Raw genomic sequence first — 17,879 nt, forward strand, 5'->3', positions numbered from 1 at the left:
TGACCACCCGATTGTGTAGGCGTCAGGCCGAGGCGACCGGGATGCCGACGGCCTTGCCCGAGGCGATACGCTGCTTCCACTCCGCCGGGCCGGTGATGTGGGCGCTGGTGCCGGTGGCGTCGACCGCCACGGTGACGGGCATGTCCACCACGTCGAACTCGTAGATGGCTTCCATGCCGAGGTCCTCGAAGCCGACGACCTTGGCGSCCTTGATCGCTTTGCTGACCAGGTAGGCCGAACCGCCGACCGCCATCAGGTAGGCGCTCTTGTGGTTCTTGATGGACTCGATGGCGACCGGCCCGCGTTCGGCCTTGCCGACCATGGCGATGAGGCCGGTCTTGGCCAGCATCATGTCGGTGAACTTGTCCATGCGCGTGGCGGTCGTCGGGCCGGCCGGGCCCACCACCTCGTCTCGCACCGGGTCCACGGGGCCGACGTAGTAGATGGCGCGGTTGGTGAAGTCCACCGGCAGCGGCTCACCCTTGGCCAGCATGTCCTGGATGCGCTTGTGGGCGGCGTCGCGGCCGGTCAGCATCTTGCCGTTCAGCAGCAGCGTCTCGCCGGCCTTCCAGGTGGCGACGATGTCCGGCGTCAGCGTGTTCAGGTCGACGCGCCGGCTCTTGTTGTAGTCGGGCGCCCAGTTCACGTCGGGCCACAGGTCCAGGCTGGGCGGCTCGAGGTAGCTCGGGCCGCTGCCATCCAGCACGAAGTGGGCGTGGCGCGTGGCCGCGCAGTTCGGGATCATGGCGATGGGCTTGCTGGCTGCATGCGTCGGGAAGGTCTTGATCTTCACGTCCAGCACGGTCGTCAGGCCGCCCAGGCCCTGCGCGCCGATGCCCAAGGCGTTGACCTTCTCGTACAGCTCGATGCGCATCTCTTCGAGCTTGTTCTGCGGGCCGCGCTGCAGCAGCTCGTACATGTCGATGTCTTCCATCAGCGCCTGCTTGGCCAGCAAGGCGGCCTTCTCGGCCGTGCCGCCGACGCCGATGCCCAGCATGCCGGGCGGGCACCAGCCGGCGCCCATGGTCGGCACGGTCTTGAGCACCCAGTCGACGATGTCGTCGCTGGGGTTGAGCATGTAGACCTTGCTCTTGTTCTCACTGCCACCGCCCTTGGCCGCGACGATGACGTCCACGGTGTTGCCGGGCACCAGCTCCATCTGCACAACGGCGGGCGTGTTGTCCTTCGTGTTTTTGCGCGCAAATATGGGGTCATCCAGCACGCTGGCGCGCAGCTTGTTGTCCGGGTTGAGGTAACCCTGGCGCACGCCTTCATTGATGGCGTCCTCGATGCTGCCGGCAAAGCCTTCCCAGCGCACGTCCATGCCGATCTTCAGGAAGACATTGACGATGCCGGTGTCCTGGCAGATCGGGCGGCGGCCTTCCGCGCACATGCGGCTGTTGGTGAGGATCTGGGCGATCGCGTCCTTGGCCGCGGGCGAGGCCTCGCTCTCGTAGGCGCGGGCCAGATGGGCGATGTAGTCGGCCGGGTGGTAGTAGCTGATGTACTGCAGGGCGGCAGCAACGCTGTCGATGAGGTCTTGCTGGCGGATCGTGGTCATTTGGAGGGCAGACAAGCTTGGGGGCGGCCGGAATTATCGGTGGCCGCAAAGATGAGAAGGGTTCTCATCCTGGCTATGCTGAAAGCCAACCCCGCCTTCGTGAGAATCGTCATGAGCAGAACCCGCATCGAGCACGACACCTTCGGCCCCATCGAGGTGCCGGCCGACAGGCTGTGGGGCGCGCAGACGCAGCGCTCGCTGCAGAACTTCGACATCTCCGGCGAACGCCAGGCGCCCGAGCTGATTCGAGCGCTGGCCAAGGTGAAGCGAGCGTCGGCCGTCGTGAACCGTGGGCTGGGGCTGCAGGACCAGGCCAAGACCGAGGCCATCGTGGCCGCGGCCGACGAGGTCATTGGTGGCCTGCATGCTGACGAGTTCCCATTGGTGGTCTGGCAGACGGGCTCGGGCACGCAGACGAACATGAACGTCAACGAGGTGCTGGCCAACCGCGCCAGCGAGCTGCTGGGCGGCGAGCGGGGCGAGGGGCGGCTGGTGCATCCCAATGACGACGTGAACCGCAGCCAGAGCAGCAACGACGTCTTCCCGACCGCCATGCATGTCGCCGCCGTGCAGGCCTTGCAGGAGCGCCTGCTGCCGCCGCTGCGCGCACTGCGCACGACGCTGCAGCAGAAGGCCGAGGCTTTCGATGACATCGTCAAGATCGGCCGCACCCATCTGCAGGACGCCACGCCGCTGACGCTGGGGCAGGAGATCTCGGGCTGGGTGGCGCAGCTGAACCACGGTGAGCGGCATGTGCTGGCGGCGCTGCCGCATCTGTACGAGCTGGCTTTGGGCGGCACGGCGGTGGGCACCGGGCTGAACGCGCCCAAGGGCTATGCCGAGCAGGTCGCCGCGGAGCTGGCGCGACTGACGGGCCATGACTTCGTCACGGCGCCGAACAAGTTCGAGGCCATGGCCTCCTGCGACGCCCTCGTCCACGCCCACGGCGCGCTGAAGACGCTGGCGGCCAGCTTGACCAAGATCGCCAACGACGTGCGCTGGCTGGCCAGCGGCCCGCGCAGCGGCATTGGCGAGATCAGCATCCCGGAGAACGAGCCGGGCTCGTCCATCATGCCCGGCAAGGTCAACCCGACCCAGAGCGAGGCGGTGACCATGCTGGCCGCCCAGGTCATGGGCAACGACGTGGCCATCAACATCGGCGGCGCGTCGGGCAACTTCGAGCTCAACRTGTTCCGGCCCATGGTCATCCACAACTTCCTGCAGAGCGTGCGGCTGCTGGCCGATGGCATGGCCAGCTTCAACAGGCACTGTGCCGTCGGCATCGAGCCCAATGAGGGGCGCATCGCCGAGCTGGTGGCGCGCTCACTGATGCTGGTGACGGCGCTCAACACGCATATCGGCTACGACAAGGCCGCGCAGATCGCCAAGAAGGCGCACAAGGAAGGCAGCAGCCTGCGCGAGGCGGCGCTGGCGCTGGGCCATGTGACGGCCGAGCAGTTCGACGCCTGGGTGGTGCCGGGGCAGATGGTCGGCCGCTAGAAACGCTGCCCCTCGTCCGGTTGCGCCTCGCTGAACGCGGGCGACCCAGCCGGTCTTGCAGACCGCGCTGCGTCAGTGCCGCAGCCCTTCGGCAGGCACATCGCGCCCACTGGGCGCGCCGTGTCCGGCCTCAGCCCCCGAGGGGACGGCGATGCTTGCCGGATCGACCGGCAAGCACATCGGCATGACGGGCCGGCTTGGGAGCGGCCCGGCGCTCGGCCCGAATTTCTAGCCGCCGCGAACGATCAGTGCTTGTCGCCGTGATGCGCCGGCTGCGGCAGCAGCCGGTCCGTGAAGGCGATGGCCATGGCCGACAGCAGGAAGGCGACGTGGATGATGGTCTGGTACATCAGCGTCTTCTCGGCGTAGTTGTCGGCGTTGATGAAGGTCTTCAGCAGGTGGATGGAGCTGATGCCGATGATGGCCGTGGCCAGCTTGACCTTCAGCACCGAGGCATTCACGTGGCTCAGCCACTCGGGCTGGTCGGGGTGGCCGTCGAGGTCCATGCGCGACACGAAGGTCTCGTAGCCGCCGACGATGACCATGATCAGCAGGTTGGAGATCATCACCACGTCGATCAGCCCCAGCACGACCAGCATCAGGATCGTCTCGTTGAGCTTGCCGGGAATCGCCTCGCCCTTGTAGCCAATGCTCTTGACCAGGATCTCAAGCGCATGCTGGTCGCCGAACGCCGCCTCGATCAGGTGCACCAGCTCGGTCCAGAACTGGAAGACGTAGACGGCCTGCGCCAGGATCAGGCCCAGGTAGAGGGGCAGTTGCAGCCAGCGGCTGGCGAAGATCAGGCGGGGCAGGGGGCGCAGCGGGGCTGTCATGGAAGTCCGGGGTCGGCGAAGAACGCGCGGATTCTAGGGACAGGCCGTGTCAGCGGCGCTGCAGTGCGATGCCGAGCTTTTGCAGCGGCAGTTTGGAATACGCCGCCACATCGGGCTGAGCCTTGAAGGCCTGGCGCGCCTGGGCTGCCAGAGCGAGCGCACCAGGGCGGTCGCCTGCGGCCAGGGCGCACAGGCCCGCCTGGGCGCGCAACCAGGCGGGCCGGGGTGAGTTCGGGTTGCGGTCACGCAGGAGGGCCTCGGCCTGGGCGACGAGCTTGTCGCGCCCGGCCCCGGCGCGGCCCTGGATGCAGTCCAGCTGGGCAGCGACGGCCTCGCTGGTGAAGCGCTCGGGTGGCAGGTCAGGCGTGGACCCGGGCGACAGGCCCTGCACGGCGGCCGCGGCTTCGGCCGGTCGACCCAGGTCGAGCAGGATCTGGGCTTTGACCCAGGCCAACATGGCGCGCGAGGCCGGTGTAGGCGACGCGGCCTCCAGCTTGAGCAGGCCTTCCTGAGCATCCCCCGCTGCCGTCAGCCACAGCGCGAAGCGCGCCAGGTCGCCGGGCTGGTCCAGCGGCCGCATCTGCCCATCGCGGATGAGCTTCTGCCAGTAGTCGCCCACCTCGTGGCCTTGGGTGAATATGGCGCCCACGGCGGCGGCAAAGATGTCGGATGYGGTCCATTGCAGGCGCTGCCAGTACCGGGGCGGCCGGCCTTCCGAGGATGCCGGAAAGCTGGAATGCAGAAAGGTCCACGCCGACTGGATATCGCCGTGGATGTAGGCCAGGCGGCTGCGCGCCAGGTTCAGGCGCAGTTGCAGGGCTTGCGGTGGCTCCGGCTGGACTTCGATCAGGGCCGTGGCCGAGTCGGCGGCCTGCTGGGCATCCGCATGGCGGGCCAGGCCCGCCTGGTAGCGGGCCAGCGCAAATTCGGTCTGGATGACGCGGGCCTCGATGACCGCCTGGCCGCCGCGTGCATTCAGGTTGCGCACGACGGCGTCGATGAACGGCGCCGCGGCCTGTGCGCGCCCATGTTCGATCAGGCTCTGCGCGGCGAGAGATCGCAGCCGATGCACGAGCGGCGATGCGTCCCCGTGCGCGCTGAGCGCCAGCGCGACGCTGCGCTCCAGATGGGCGTCGGCCTCGGTGGGCTGGTCTGCCCGCTCCGCCATCTCGGCGCGCAGCACCTGCGTGCGAGCCGGCGCCGTCGAGCTGGCGGGCTGTGCCGGCAGCATGGGCTCAACCTCCTGCAGCGCGGCCTGCGCCGCCTTTGCACGGCCGGCGGACCAGGCAGCCTGCGCCATCGAGGCCAGCGCCTCGGCGCGCAGCAAGGGATCACCRCCTGCCAGCTTCAGCGCCTCTTGCGCGGCAGCATCGGCCTCGGCCCAGCGGCTGGCCGCCAGCCAAGCCTCCGCGGCCAGCAGCCGTGCCGCCGCCAGCGCCTGCCGGCCGGCGTCCGCGCGTTGCAGGGCTTCGACCTGGCGCTGCGCATGATCGGCGGCCAGGTCGGGCCGGTCCATCTCCAGGAAGAGGCGTGCGATCGCGCCCAGCAAGTCGGCCTGCAGTTCGGGCTCTTCCGGGAAGCGCTGCTGGACCAGCGCGGCGCTGTCGGCCAGCGTCAGCTCGGGCGTGGGGCGGCGCGAATCCGTGCGGGCAAAGAAGGCAGCCTGGTCGGCTCGCAGCAAGGCCGCGGTGAAACTGGTCATGACGCGCTGGCGCTGTGCCGCCAGCTCGGCGCGCTGGGCCTGGCGCRGCGCAATGCCGCCGCCCAGCGCCAGCGCGGCGATGACGACCGCCGACGTGCCGAAGGCAAGCCGGTGGCGGCGCAGCGTGCGGCCGAGGCGGTGCCAAGTGCTGTCGGGCTGGGCCAGCACCGCCTCGCCGCGCAGGTGGCGCTCCACGTCCTGGGCGAAGGCGTCGACGCTGGCATAGCGCTCGGCCGGGTCGCGCCGCAGCGCCTTGGCCAGGATGGCGTCGATGTCACCGCGCAGCGCGCGGGCCGTCGCGGTGTCAGTGCAGCGGATGCTGGCGCGCTCGGGCTCATCGACAAGTACCGCTGCTTCCCAGGCAGCGCGGCTGTCGCGAGCAAGGCGATACGGCGTGTGGCCGGTCAACAGTTCGAAGGCCAGCACGCCCAGGCTGTAGACGTCGGTGGACACGGTGACCGGCGCGTCGCGCAACTGCTCCGGCGAGGCGTAGTGGGGCGTCAGATGGCGCTCCGACGCCAGCGTGAGGCCGGCGCCAACGGCAGCCTCGGACAGCAACTTGGCGATGCCGAAGTCCAGCAAATGGGCCTGGCCGTCGGGCGTCACCAGCACGTTGGAAGGCTTGATGTCGCGGTGCACGACCAACCGCCCGTGGGCATAGCCGACGGCGCGCATGACCTGCAACAGCAGCGTCAGGCGCGCGTTCACGCTCAAGGCCTGCTCGCGACACCAGGCGTCGATGGGTTGGCCGGCCACCAGTTCCAGCGCGAGATACGGCCAGCCGCGCATGTCGATGCCGGCGTCGTAGAGGCGGGCGATGTTGGGGTGCTCCAGCATCGCGCCGATGTCCCGCTCCTGGGCCATCAGTCGTGCCAGCCCCTCGCCCCAGGTCAGCCGCGGCAGCTTGAGCGCCACCTCGCGCCGGTAGCTGCCGTCCGCCCGCTCGGCCCGCCACACACTGCCCATGCCGCCGCGGCCAATCTCTTCCAGCAGCCGGTAGGGGCCGATGCGGTCGCCGGCGTGTACGGCGGCGGGGTCCTCGCCCTCCCAGGCGCCCAGGCGCGGCAGTGTCAGCTCGCCGGGCGGGTTCGCCAGCATGTCGCGCAGCGCCGCCACGAGGTGTGCGGCGTCCGGCGGCAGGGCTGCCAGCCAGGCTTCATGGCTTTCGGGCGCCAGCGCCTGGGCCTGGTCGAGCAGTCGGCTCAGCCGGCTCATGTCCGCCGGGGTCAGCATCGTTGGGCTCTTTTCATTGGGTTCGCACACTAGGTCAGACGCAAGCGCATCGCCAGGGCGGACATCCCCAGTAAGGATGATGTCCGTGGCGGCAGTGCGCTGGCACCATGCGCCCGTGCCAGACGATGCCATCGAAACCCTGATCGAACAGGTCAATGCCGGTAGCGCCGGCGCCCAGGACCGGCTCTTCGCTGCCGCTTACGACGAACTGCGCAAGTTGGCCCGCTCCCGCCTGCGCGACGGCGGGCGCAACACCGTGCTCGACACCACAGTGCTGGTGCATGAGAGCTATCTGCGCTTTCTGGGCAGCGGCCGGCTGCGGCCGGACAGCCGGCGCGCCTTCTTCGCCTATGCCTCACAGGTGATGCGCTCCGTCATCATCGACGCGGTGCGCGAGCGCCAGGCCCAGCGCCGTGGCAGTGGTCTGGCTCACCTGACGCTGGACACCCACATCGCCGACAGCACGCCGGCCGGCGAAGACGAGGTGCTGAAGGTGCACGAGGCCCTGGAGGCCCTGGCCGCGGCCGAGCCGCGCCTGGCCAAGGTGGTGGAGATGCGCTATTTCGGCGGCTACAACGACCTCGAGATCGCCGAGGCGCTGCAGCTCACCGACCGCACGGTGCGCCGTGACTGGGACAAGGCGCGGCTGCTGCTGGGAGTGCTGCTGGGCCAGTGAGCGGGCCGGGCGGCGGCGGTCTTGTCCGGATTCGCTGCAAGGCTGYGTCTGAAAGCAGGTGAGCAAGCCGCTCACGCTCTTGGAACGCGCCATGTCCCGCCATCCCCTTCGAGTTGCTCGAACCGTGCTTGCCGCCTGCGCGCTGCAAGGCGCCGCGTCGGCCTGCATGGCCCAGACCCAGATCACGCCAACCGTGCGGGCGAGCTGGCAGAGCCAGGACCCTGGCGGCGTATTGACGGGCGGGTTGGAAAGCCCGCCGGTGTTGAGTTTCGAGAATGGGCAATGGGTCTTCCAGGGTGGCGGTGCCCTCCTGCTGAACTGGAACCCCTCCCAGCCCAACGCCGGGCTTGGCACGCTTGACCTCCATTTCGACTTCCAGCCTTGGCATATGCCGCTGGACGCGCATTGGGAGCTGGTCATCTCCCCCCATCCGGACCAGATGAGCGTGCGCGCCGTCAGCCGCTTCATTGCGCCGCCCGATGCGCAGCTGGCCACGGCCCGCGGCTCCAACCGATGGGACGTGACCGCCGCGGGCACCGAGCATTTCGGCGCCGAAGCGAGCCCGGTGGCGCTCGGGAGTCTGGACAGCTTGGTTGGCCTGGCGCCGCCCGTGTGGGCCACGGCGCCACAGGGTGCCGGGCACTGGGATCTTTCGGTGACGCAGACACTGATCGGCAGCTACCACCTGGTGGCGTCTTCGGACCCCGACTGTCTGAGCCTGGCCTGCATGCCCGGGCAGCGGGCGGCAGCCAGCCTGCAGTCGTTGCAGTTCTACCTGCCGCAGAGCGTCGAGTTCCAAGCCCTTGCGTCTAGCGTGCCCGAACCCCAGGTGCCGGTGCTGTTGGCGGCAGGCCTGGGCCTGCTGGCGTTGCGGCGCGGCAGGTCGGGAGCGCGGTCATGAACGCGCCGCGTGTGATCGGGCTGCTGCTGTGGCTTGCACTCGGCAGTGCGCGGGGCGCCGAGTACACGGTGCTGTCGCAGGAGCATGTGGCCGGCCATCTGCGTGTCGAAACCCAGTCCGATGGCCGCATCGAGACCGACTACAGCTACCGCGACAACGGCCGCGGCCCGGACATCAAGGAGAGCTTTCGCCTCGCCACCAACGGCGCGCCGCGCGACTATCGCGGCCGGGGGCGCAGCACCATGGGTGCCGAGATTGCCGAGGATTTCGATGTCGTCGAGGCCCACGCGCGCTGGCGTTCGCGGGCCGACAGTGGCGATGTGCCGGCGGGTGATGACTTCGTCTTCATCCCGCTGGAGGCCTCGCCGGGCTACTACGGCGCCCTGGTGCGCATGCTGCTGGCCCAGCCCGACGGCCGTGCCGCCACGCTGGGCGGGCTGAAGATCCGCGCCGAGATCCTGGCCCGCCTGACGCCCGATGCCGCGACGGGGCCTCTGGCCCTGGTGGCCGTCACCGGCGCGGATGCCCAGCCCTGGTACTACTGGGTGCGCGACGACGCCAGCCACGCGCTGTTCGCGATCACCTGGCCAGGCTTCGCGGTGGCAGAGAAGGGCGCCGAGGCGCTGGTGCCCGCTTTGCTGGCCCGCCAGCAGCAGGCCGCCAACGAGCGCCTCGGCGCGCTGCGCCAGCGCCTGGCCAAACCGTTCGAAGGCGTCACGCTGATCCGCAATGTGCGCTGGTTCGACGCCCCGGCGGCGCGCATGCGGGGCCCCAGCGATGTGTGGATCTCACAGGGCCGCATCGACGCCGTGACCGAGCCCGGCGCGCTGCGCGTGCTGCCCGAGCGCGCCATCGACGGCCGCGGCCAGACGCTGCTGCCGGGCCTGTGGGACATGCACGCCCATCTGTGGAGCGAGGACGGCCTGGCGCATCTGGCCGGCGGTGTGACCAGCATCCGCGACCCCGGCAACGACAACCAGGAGTTGCTGCGCCTGCGCGACCGCATCGAGCGCGGCGAGGTCATCGGCCCGAACGTCTACGCCGCCGGCTTCATCGAGGGCAAGAGCCCTTTCTCGGCGCGCAATGGCATCGTCGCCGAGACGCTGGACGAGGCACTGGATGCGGTGAGCTGGTATGCCTGCCATGGCTTTGTCGGCATCAAGCTCTACAACTCGATCAAGCCCGAATGGGTCAAGCCGTTGACGACCAAGGCCCGCAGCCTGGGCCTGCACGTCAACGGCCATGTGCCGGCCTTCATGCTCGCCGAGCAGGCGGTGCGCGCCGGCTACGAGGAGCTGACGCACATCAACCAGGTCATGCTGAACTTCGTCAGCCGCCCGGGAGACGACAGCCGCACCTTGCTGCGCTTTCAGCGCGTGGGCAGCGACGCCCAGGCCGTGGACCTCGCCAGCCCGAAGGTGCGGCGTTTCATCGCGCTGCTGCGTGAGCGCCAGATCGTCGTCGACCCGACGCTGATGACCTTCGAGGCCATGTTCACCCAGGCCCAGGGCGAGCTCGACCCGGTGCTGGGCGACGTGGCTGGGCATCTGCCCGTGCTGTGGCAGCGCCAGCTGCGCGTGGCGCCGATGGACCTGGCGGGCGACAAGCTCGACACCTACCGCCGTTCCTACGCCAAGCTGCTGGCGTTGACGCGCGACATGCACCGCGCCGGCGTGCCGCTGGTGGCGGGCACCGACGGCACGGCCGGCCTGGGTCTGCACCGCGAGCTGGCGCTGTACGTGAAGGCGGGCATTCCGGCGCCCGAGGTGCTGCGCATCGCGACCTGGAACGGCGCGCGGGTGGCGGGCGCCAGCGCCGAGCGTGGCCGCATCGCGCGTGGCTATGCAGCCGACCTGCTGCTCGTCGAGGGCGACCCGTCCCAGGACATCGAGGCGCTGCGCCGTGCCAGCCTCGTCATTCAGGGCCGCGTGGCCTATGCGCCGGCCGAGCTTTATGAAGCCATGGGCTTCAAGCCTTTCGTGGCCGCACCGGGCATGTTGGTGCGGCCGCGGCCTTGAACTAGGGGGGGCGTGTCCGGATCTGCCGGCGCGGCCCGTCCTGAAGAAGGCGGGGCACTCGCGCCGCCACCTCAACCTGCTGGGAGCTCCTGATGATCCAAACCCAAATGCGCCGTGTTCCGGCCGCCCTGCTCGCCGCGCTGGCGCTGCTGAGCGGCCCCGCCCGGGCCGAATTCTTCAATGCAGACACCTGGCTGACCACGCCAGACCTCACCGTCGACTTCGAATCGGTTGCGCTGAGGGCGAGCGAGGTCGTGTCCGATCAGTTCGTCAACCTCGGCCTGAAGTTCGATTCCGCTTTCGCCAACGCCGACATGAATCCGGCGTTTGTGCATTTCAGCGGCAACCGTGTGAGCAACTTCCGGTCGAATGTGGGTGCCTCGACCGACTTCGCGATCCATTTCGTCAAGCCCGTTTCAGCCGCAGCCTTCGCGATGGTGACGGCGGACAACGGCGTCTCGACTTTTGACGCCTACTTCCATGGTGGCTGGGTCGAATCTGCCGCCGCACCCTCATCGCTGACGGGCTCGACCAATATCTATGGTTTTCGCGACATCGTCTTTGACGAGCTGAGGATTCACACCAACACCACGGATCACGCGCTGCTGATCGACAACCTGCAATTCATCAACGCCCCGGTACCCGAGCCGGCGAGCGCGGGCCTGCTGCTGGCCGGCCTGGGCCTGCTGATGGGCCTGAAACGCCGGCCCCGCGCCGAGCCGCGCTAAGCTTGCGCCGCGGGGCGCAGAGCCGAGAGTAAGGGCATCGTCAGTGACTCCTCGCACAGTGCGCGCCAAGCAGCCAGAACGAGGAGACACACGATGAGTACGCTCAACACCTACGCCCCCAGCCCGGAATGGGTTGCCAACGCCCATGTGAAGGGCGAAGCGGGCTATGCCGCTCTTGTGGCCGAAGCCGAGGCCGATTACGCCGGCTTCTGGGCCCGCCAGGCCCGCGAGCTGCTGAGCTGGCAGACGCCGTTCACCAAGACGCTCAACGACAGCGACGCGCCGTTCTTCAAGTGGTTCGAGGACGGCAAGCTCAATGTCTCCTACAACTGTCTGGACCGCCATGTCGAGGCCGGCAAGGGGGAGAAGACGGCATTGATATTCGAGGCCGATGACGGCACGGTCACCCGCGTCAACTACGCCGAGCTGCTGGCCAAGGTCAGCCAGCTCGCCAACGCGCTCAAGGGGCGCGGCATCCAGAAGGGCGACCGCGTCGTCATCTACATGCCGATGTCCGTCGAGGGCGTGGTGGCCATGCAGGCCTGTGCGCGCATCGGCGCGACGCACTCGGTCGTGTTTGGCGGCTTCTCGGCCCAGTCCCTGCGCGACCGCGTGCAGGACGCCGGCGCCGTGGCCATCATCTGCGCCGACGAGCAGGCCCGCGGCGGCAAGGCGCTGCCGCTCAAGGCCATCGTCGACGAGGCGCTGGACGGCGGCGCCTGCCCGACGCTGAAGGACGTCATCGTCTACAAGCGCACCGGCGGCAAGATCGCCTGGGTCGACGGCCGCGATGTGTGGCTGCACGACCTGATGTCGGCCGAGTCGACGAGCTGCGCGCCGGAGTGGGTCGAGGCCGAGCATCCGCTCTTCCTGCTGTACACCTCGGGCTCCACCGGCAAGCCCAAAGGCGTGCAGCACAGCACGGGCGGCTACCTGCTGCACGCGGCGCTGACCACCAAGTGGACCTTCGACCTGAAGGACGACGACATCTTCTGGTGCACGGCCGACATCGGCTGGGTCACCGGCCACACCTACATCACCTATGGCCCGCTGGCCCTGGGCGGCACCGAGATCGTCTTCGAGGGCGTGCCCACCTACCCGGACGCCGGCCGCTTCTGGCAGATGATCGAGAAGCACAAGGTCACGATCTTCTACACGGCGCCCACGGCCATCCGCTCGCTGATCAAGGCCGCCGAGAGCAACCCCGCCGTGCATCCCGCGCGTTCCGACCTGAGCAGCCTGCGCCTGCTGGGCTCGGTGGGTGAGCCCATCAACCCGGCGGCTTGGGAGTGGTACTACGAGCATGTGGGCGGCAAGCGCTGCCCCATCGTCGACACCTTCTGGCAGACCGAGACCGGCGGCCACATGATCACGCCGCTGCCCGGCGTGACGACGCTGGTGCCGGGCTCCTGCACGCTGCCCTTCCCGGGCATCACGGCGGCCATCGTCGACGAGACCGGCAACGACGTGCCCAATGGCCAGGGTGGCATCCTGGTCGTCAAGAAGCCCTGGCCGAGCATGATCCGCACGATCTGGGGTGACCCGGAGCGCTTCAAGAAGAGCTACTACCCGGCCGAGCTCAAGGGCTACTACCTGGCCGGTGACGGCGCCATCCGCGACGCCGAAACGGGCTACTTCACCATCACCGGCCGCATCGACGACGTGCTGAACGTGTCCGGCCACCGCATGGGCACGATGGAGATCGAGTCGGCGCTTGTCAGCTGCACCGAACTGGTGGCCGAGGCGGCGGTGGTGGGCCGCCCGGACGACACGACCGGCGAGGCCATCTGCGCCTTCGTCGTGCTGAAGCGCCCGCGCCCGAGCGGCGAYGAGGCCAAGGCGATTGCCAAGCAGCTGCGCGACCACGTCGCCAAGGAGATCGGCCCCATCGCCAAGCCCAAGGACATCCGCTTCGGCGACAACCTGCCSAAGACGCGCTCSGGCAAGATCATGCGGCGGCTGTTGCGGTCGGTGGCCAAGGGGGAGACGGTGACGCAGGACACGTCGACATTGGAAAACCCAGCCATCCTGGAGCAACTGGGCCAGGCTTACTAGACTGGACCGGTTGCTCTAGGCAGCGCGAAGCGCGGTCGGCGCAGCCGATGGGCTGGGTTTGGGGCTTGCTCATATCGCTTGCGATGTGAGCGAGCACCAAAATCCCGCAATCCTTGAGCACTTGGGTCAGGCTGACCGAGGTGTGCCGAGGGCATGACCTGCGTCTTGCCCGACGCCTCACTAAGGACTCGCCTCAGGCCCCAAGTTCTAGGGGGTGGTGATCCCTTCTGCGGGCTTAGTGCGGTTGAACGTGTGCAGACGCCCATCAACCCCGACCCGGAGCTTCAAGCCATGCCTTCATCCCGCTATTTCCTGTGCTTGGCACTGGCCGGCCTGGCCAGCAGTGTGCAAGCCGCCCCGAGGCACCAAGACGTCACCGGCCCCGGTGGCTTCATGAGTTCCTGCGCTGCGCCGTCGAGTCCCGGCGCGCCGAGAACGGCAGGTACCGACTTCACCGGCGGCTTCGCGTCCGGCCACTGCACGGTGGCCTACTTCACCGGCAACAGCAGCGCCACCACGAGCGACAGCTACAGCAGCGGCAACATCAGCAACTCGACCTGGGGTTCGGTGGGCATCGGCCACATCCACATGCGTTCAGACAACAACTCGCCCAACAACGCCTTCTTTGCCGTGGCGGGGTCCAACGGCGGCTTCGAGGACAAGCTGACCCTGCAATGGGCCGGGCATACGGGGCAGACGGTCTACATGCTGGTCGACATGTCCATCGACGGCACCCTGGCCGCCGCGGGCTTTGCCGGGCGCAGCCAGATCCAGGTGACCGGTTACATGAACACCTTTGAGTTGTCCTCGTCCAACCCGGGCTACAGCCGGGGCAACTCCGATCTCTTCGCCACCGACCGCCAGCGCGTGGCCTGGGGTGTGGCCAGTTCGCCCGCCACCTCGCGCGTGGTCGACGGGCACTGGACCTTCAGCGTGCCGGTGGTGGTGGGCACGGCCTTCGACCTGGGCATCTACGCCCGCGCCGAGTCGGGTCAGCGCAGCTTCAGCGCGGTGTCGGGCAACTCGAACAGCCAGCTTGATTTCTCCAGCAGCGTGCTGGTGCAGGGCGTGACCGGCCTGCTGGTGGGCGGCAGTTTGGTCACCGATGGCTACACGCTCAGCGCGGCCAGCGGGCTGGACTGGACAACGGCGCTGCCCGTGCCCGAGCCGGGGAGCGCCCTGCTTCTCGCGGCTGGACTCGGGTTGCTCTGCTTGCGCCGTCTGCGCAGGGACTGCCGATAGCGCCGCAAACCGTGCGGTCAGGCCCCGGGCACTGCGGACCCCTGCTTGACGCCCTTGGCTTCGGTCTCCTGCAACTGTGACAGGACCTGGCGTTCTCGCAGGGTGACTGGAGCGGGCAGCAGAGCGCTGCCCTCGCGAGCCAGGCGTGCGGCTTCCTGCGGGCGGGTCGACAGGCTCAGGCGGGCCAGGCCGGCCAGGGCGCGGGCCTTCTGCAACTGCCTGGAGCGCGGCGGTGTCGCGGAGTCTGCACGGGCGGTTTCAAGCACCCTGCGGAACTGTTCCGATGCTGCGGCATCGCCTTGCCGTGCCAGGACTTCGGCCAGCACCAACCGGGCCTGCCTCGCCAGCAGGGTGTCGCTGCCCGCAGCCTCGTAGATCGCTGCGGCGCGCTCGGCCGCCTGGCGCGCCAGCGCGGGCTGCCCGGCTTGCCGCTCGGCCTCGGCCAGGAGCATCCGGTTGGCGGCGTAGCTCGAACCCGTGGCGTCGGCCGGCCAGCGTGCGGCCAATTGGCGTGCGGCGACCAGGGCGGCAGCCGCGTTGCCATCGGCCAGGTCGAGTGCCACCTGGGCCGACAGGACGCGATCGCTCAGGGTTCGGCCGGGCTCACCCGTCGGGTGGTGCTGCGCCAGCGCCAGCGCCTCGCGCAGCTCCGCCCTGGCCGCTTCGGGCTGGCCCAGCTCATGGCGCGCCCGCGCGGCATTGACGAGCACGACCACGCGGTCCGGGTTGCGGCCGCTGTCGGTGCGCTGCATGAGGGAGAGCGCCCGGTCGTAGGCTGCCAGCGCTTGTTCCATCTCGCCCCGGCGGGTTTGCAGGTCGCCCAGGTAGAGCTGCAGCAGCGCCTCGGCCTGCTCCGGGTGCTCGGCACTGGGCGTGAGCGCAAGCGCCTTCGTCAGGGCGGCCTGCGCCGCATCGAACTGGTCGCGCATCGAATGCACGTTGGCCTGCCACTGCAGGGCGAAGGCGTGGGTGGCGTCGTGGGGCCGGTGTTGACGGCAGGCGAGTTCGGCGCGCTCAAACAGGCTCAATGCAAGTTCGTACTGGTCGGTGCGATAGGCGTTCACGCCGCGCATCCACAGCGCAAAGGGGTAGCTCTCGGTGTGTTGCTGGCCGATCCTCTCCATCAGGGCAATGGCGTCGTCGTAGAGCTGGTTGGATTCAGCGCGCCGCCCCAGCTTGGGCAGGTTGGTGGCGCGCTCGACCAGGGCGTAGACGTACTTCTCACTGGTCGCGCCGAAATGCTGCTTGGCCAGTTCGAGCGCTTTGAGCTGCAGGGGCTCGGCCTGCGCATGCAGGCCGTTGATGCGCTGCAGTTCCCCGAGCGCGGTCAGCAGTTCCAGGCGTGCCTCCGGGTCGATCTTGAGGTCGTCCTTGAGCAGTTCGGCACCACCGCTTTCGATCAGCTGCAGCACGGTGGTCGCGGCACCGTTGGCCTGGGTTCGCTGGCCGATCTGCGCCGTGTTGAAGGACTTGAGGAGGAAGTCCTTGATGGCCGTGGCCTTGGCGGCCTCGGTTTGCGCCAGCACGGCCTGATGCCGGGCCCTGTCGGCCTGCCAGAGTGTGGCGCCGACGCCGGCCGCCAGCGCCGACGCCAGCAGCACGCTGCCGGCCACGGCGAGTCGGTTGCGGCGCACGAAGCGTGCGGCCCGGTAGCGCCAATCCCCGGCCCGGGCGCTGACCGGTTCGTGGCGCAGGTAGCGTTGCACATCCTCGGCCAGGGCCTGCACCGAGGGGTAGCGCGCGCCGGGTTGCTTGCGCAGGGCGCGCGCCGTGATGAAGGCCAGATCGCTGCGCAGGGCCCGGGCCAGCTGGGCTGCTGAAGTGCCCCGCGCCGCAGCGGCCTGCACGCTGGGCTGAGCCCGGGAAAGCGACAGGGGCTCGGCCTCGACGATGTCGCGCACCCACTGCGCCGGCGTGCTGTCGGTGCCGGCATAGGGGCGCTGGCCGCTGAGCAACTGGAACAGCAGCACACCCAGGGCATAGACGTCGGTGGCCGTGCTGATGGCGCCGCCGGTGAGTTGCTCGGGTGCGGCGTAGGCGGGTGTCAGGCCCGCGGCGGCGGCCCGGGTGAGGTCGCTGTCGGGACCCGTGTCGTCGGCCAGCAGCTTGGCGACGCCGAAGTCGAGCAGCTTGACCTGGCCGTCCTCGCTCACCAGCAGGTTGGCGGGCTTGAGGTCGCGGTGCACCACCAGGTGGGCATGCGCGTACGCCACGGCCTCGCAGACCTGCAGGAAGAGCGCGAGCCGCTGTGCCAGACCGACGCGACGGACGTCACACCAGTCATCAATCTGAGCGCCGGCCACGTATTCCAGCACCAGATAGCGTGCGCCGTCCGGCTGCACACCGGCATCCAACAGGCGCGCGATGTGCGGATGCCCAAGCCTCGCGAGCAGCTCGCCCTCCCGGGCGAAGCGGGCGCGTTGCGCGGGCGTGGTGGCGCGGGCATGCAACAGCTTGATCGCTGCCTGGGCGTCGTAGAGCCCGTCACTGCGTTCGGCCAGCCAGACCTCGCCCATGCCGCCGCTGCCAATCGGCTCCAGCAGCTTCCAGGGACCGAGGCGCTGCCCGGCATGGGCCTGCACCGCCGGCGGCTTGACCTCGGGCATGAACTGCTGCATCTCGGCAGACGCGTCGGCAGCAATCAGCGCGAGCAGTTTTTGGTGCCGCACCGTGTCGGCCTGGGCCTGCGCCAACAGCTCGGCCCGTTCGCTGGCATCGGCGTCGAGCCAGGCGTCGAACAAGGCCATGGCGTCGCGCCAGGGCCCGATGCTGGCGCGTTCGGTGTTCATCCCCTGAGTTGCTCGAACAGGAAGGCGCGCGCCCGGCGCCAGTCGCGCTTGACGGTCGGGACTGAGACGCCCAGCAAATCGGCAATCTCGTCCTGGGTCATGCCGCCGTAGAAGCGCATCTCGACCACCCGGTGGGCGCGCTCGTCGATGGCCGCGAGTGCGTTCAAGGCCTCGTCGAGGCGAATCGGGTCCATGCCTTGCGCAGCCTGCGACGATGGCGAGGTCACCGGCTCGCCCTCGGGTGTCGCGGCGAACTCCAGCAGGGCCGACGTGTTCAGCGTCACCTCGGCCACCCCGCCACCGCGCTTGTCGGCATGGCGGCGGCGCAACTGATCCACCACCACGCTTCGCATGACGCGGCTGGCTAGGGCGAAAAACTGCGCGCGATAGGCCGGCACCACCATGCCGCGTGTGCGCAGCCACAGCTCGTGGATGAGCGCGGGCGGGTCCAGGGTGACGGGGCCCACTGCGTGCAAATGGCGCCGGGCAAGCCGGCTCAGCTCAGGGTAGAGCAGGCTGTAGAGCTGGTCGGCGGCGCCGGGCTCGCCCGCCGCCACACCGCGCAGCAGTTCAGTGACCTCAGCCATGTGCCAATGCGACTTGCATCGCGCAAGTTTCGCATCGGCGGGCTGTGGCCGCGA

Annotated in this window: 12 protein-coding genes; 7 read left to right on the forward strand and 5 right to left on the reverse strand. The window is 69.1% G+C overall.

All coding sequences use genetic code 11. The features are described from left to right. Window positions 1–22: 22 nt before the first annotated feature. Window positions 23–1,561 (reverse strand): fumarate hydratase, encoded by a 1,539-nt coding sequence (locus ACXJKJ_RS13375; RefSeq protein ID WP_457390446.1) that lies wholly within the window; start codon window positions 1,559–1,561, stop codon window positions 23–25. 111 nt (window positions 1,562–1,672) lie between these two features. On the opposite strand from ACXJKJ_RS13375, the gene fumC reads away from it, so the two are divergent. Beyond that, entirely contained in the window at window positions 1,673–3,061 is a 1,389-nt protein-coding gene (gene fumC / locus ACXJKJ_RS13380) for a class II fumarate hydratase (protein ID WP_457390447.1), read from the forward strand. A gap of 245 nt (window positions 3,062–3,306) precedes the next feature. Here the strand turns inward: fumC and ACXJKJ_RS13385 are convergent, their stop codons facing one another. Continuing rightward, the gene (locus tag ACXJKJ_RS13385) at window positions 3,307–3,894 is read right to left on the reverse strand and encodes a TIGR00645 family protein (RefSeq protein ID WP_457353172.1); all 588 of its coding nucleotides are present in this window, start codon (window positions 3,892–3,894) and stop codon (window positions 3,307–3,309) included. 49 nt (window positions 3,895–3,943) lie between these two features. Beyond that, window positions 3,944–6,829 carry a protein kinase domain-containing protein gene (locus ACXJKJ_RS13390; RefSeq protein WP_457390448.1) on the reverse strand — a complete coding sequence of 962 codons (2,886 nt, stop codon included), beginning with the start codon at window positions 6,827–6,829 and terminating at the stop codon, window positions 3,944–3,946. Between the two features lie 85 nt (window positions 6,830–6,914). Between ACXJKJ_RS13390 and ACXJKJ_RS13395 the strand changes: the two genes are divergently transcribed. The 6 genes from ACXJKJ_RS13395 (at window position 6,915) to ACXJKJ_RS13420 (ending at window position 14,449) form a co-directional block, all read left to right on the forward strand. After that, window positions 6,915–7,505 (forward strand): ECF-type sigma factor, encoded by a 591-nt coding sequence (locus tag ACXJKJ_RS13395; RefSeq protein ID WP_162247835.1) that lies wholly within the window; start codon window positions 6,915–6,917, stop codon window positions 7,503–7,505. Between the two features lie 124 nt (window positions 7,506–7,629). Then, a complete protein-coding gene (locus tag ACXJKJ_RS13400; protein WP_457390449.1) occupies window positions 7,630–8,406 on the forward strand; it encodes a PEP-CTERM sorting domain-containing protein in 777 nt (258 codons plus the stop codon). Next, the gene (locus ACXJKJ_RS13405; protein ID WP_457390450.1) at window positions 8,403–10,424 is read left to right on the forward strand and encodes an amidohydrolase family protein; all 2,022 of its coding nucleotides are present in this window, start codon (window positions 8,403–8,405) and stop codon (window positions 10,422–10,424) included. The genes ACXJKJ_RS13400 and ACXJKJ_RS13405 overlap by 4 nt, the downstream gene beginning before the upstream one ends. A 92-nt stretch (window positions 10,425–10,516) precedes the next feature. Continuing rightward, the gene (locus ACXJKJ_RS13410; RefSeq protein WP_457390451.1) at window positions 10,517–11,152 is read left to right on the forward strand and encodes a PEP-CTERM sorting domain-containing protein; all 636 of its coding nucleotides are present in this window, start codon (window positions 10,517–10,519) and stop codon (window positions 11,150–11,152) included. Window positions 11,153–11,245: 93 nt separating this feature from the next. After that, window positions 11,246–13,207: an acetate--CoA ligase gene (acs, locus tag ACXJKJ_RS13415; RefSeq protein ID WP_457353162.1), complete on the forward strand. Its 1,962-nt coding sequence runs from the start codon at window positions 11,246–11,248 to the stop codon at window positions 13,205–13,207. Window positions 13,208–13,498: 291 nt separating this feature from the next. Beyond that, entirely contained in the window at window positions 13,499–14,449 is a 951-nt protein-coding gene (locus ACXJKJ_RS13420; RefSeq protein ID WP_457390452.1) for a PEP-CTERM sorting domain-containing protein, read from the forward strand. A 17-nt stretch (window positions 14,450–14,466) separates the two neighbouring features. Here ACXJKJ_RS13420 and ACXJKJ_RS13425 read toward each other — a convergent pair whose 3' ends face one another. Further along, window positions 14,467–17,238, reverse strand: a complete 2,772-nt coding sequence (locus ACXJKJ_RS13425) for a protein kinase domain-containing protein (protein ID WP_457390453.1) — start codon at window positions 17,236–17,238, stop codon at window positions 14,467–14,469. Next, window positions 17,235–17,825 carry an ECF-type sigma factor gene (locus ACXJKJ_RS13430; RefSeq protein ID WP_457326558.1) on the reverse strand — a complete coding sequence of 197 codons (591 nt, stop codon included), beginning with the start codon at window positions 17,823–17,825 and terminating at the stop codon, window positions 17,235–17,237. The genes ACXJKJ_RS13425 and ACXJKJ_RS13430 overlap by 4 nt, the downstream gene beginning before the upstream one ends. Window positions 17,826–17,879: the final 54 nt, after the last annotated feature.

This window comes from Roseateles sp. P5_E1 (genome assembly GCF_054049335.1).

Excerpts from the sequence above, each read along its gene's own strand:
- ACXJKJ_RS13405 (WP_457390450.1), top strand. The coding sequence starts at position 8,403 with ATGAACGCGCCGCGTGTGATCGGGCTGCTGCTGTGGCTTGCACTCGGC.
- ACXJKJ_RS13410 (WP_457390451.1), top strand. The coding sequence starts at position 10,517 with ATGATCCAAACCCAAATGCGCCGTGTTCCGGCCGCCCTGCTCGCCGCG.
- ACXJKJ_RS13430 (WP_457326558.1), bottom strand. The coding sequence starts at position 17,825 with ATGGCTGAGGTCACTGAACTGCTGCGCGGTGTGGCGGCGGGCGAGCCC.
- ACXJKJ_RS13385 (WP_457353172.1), bottom strand. The coding sequence starts at position 3,894 with ATGACAGCCCCGCTGCGCCCCCTGCCCCGCCTGATCTTCGCCAGCCGC.
- ACXJKJ_RS13425 (WP_457390453.1), bottom strand. The coding sequence starts at position 17,238 with ATGAACACCGAACGCGCCAGCATCGGGCCCTGGCGCGACGCCATGGCC.
- ACXJKJ_RS13420 (WP_457390452.1), top strand. The coding sequence starts at position 13,499 with ATGCCTTCATCCCGCTATTTCCTGTGCTTGGCACTGGCCGGCCTGGCC.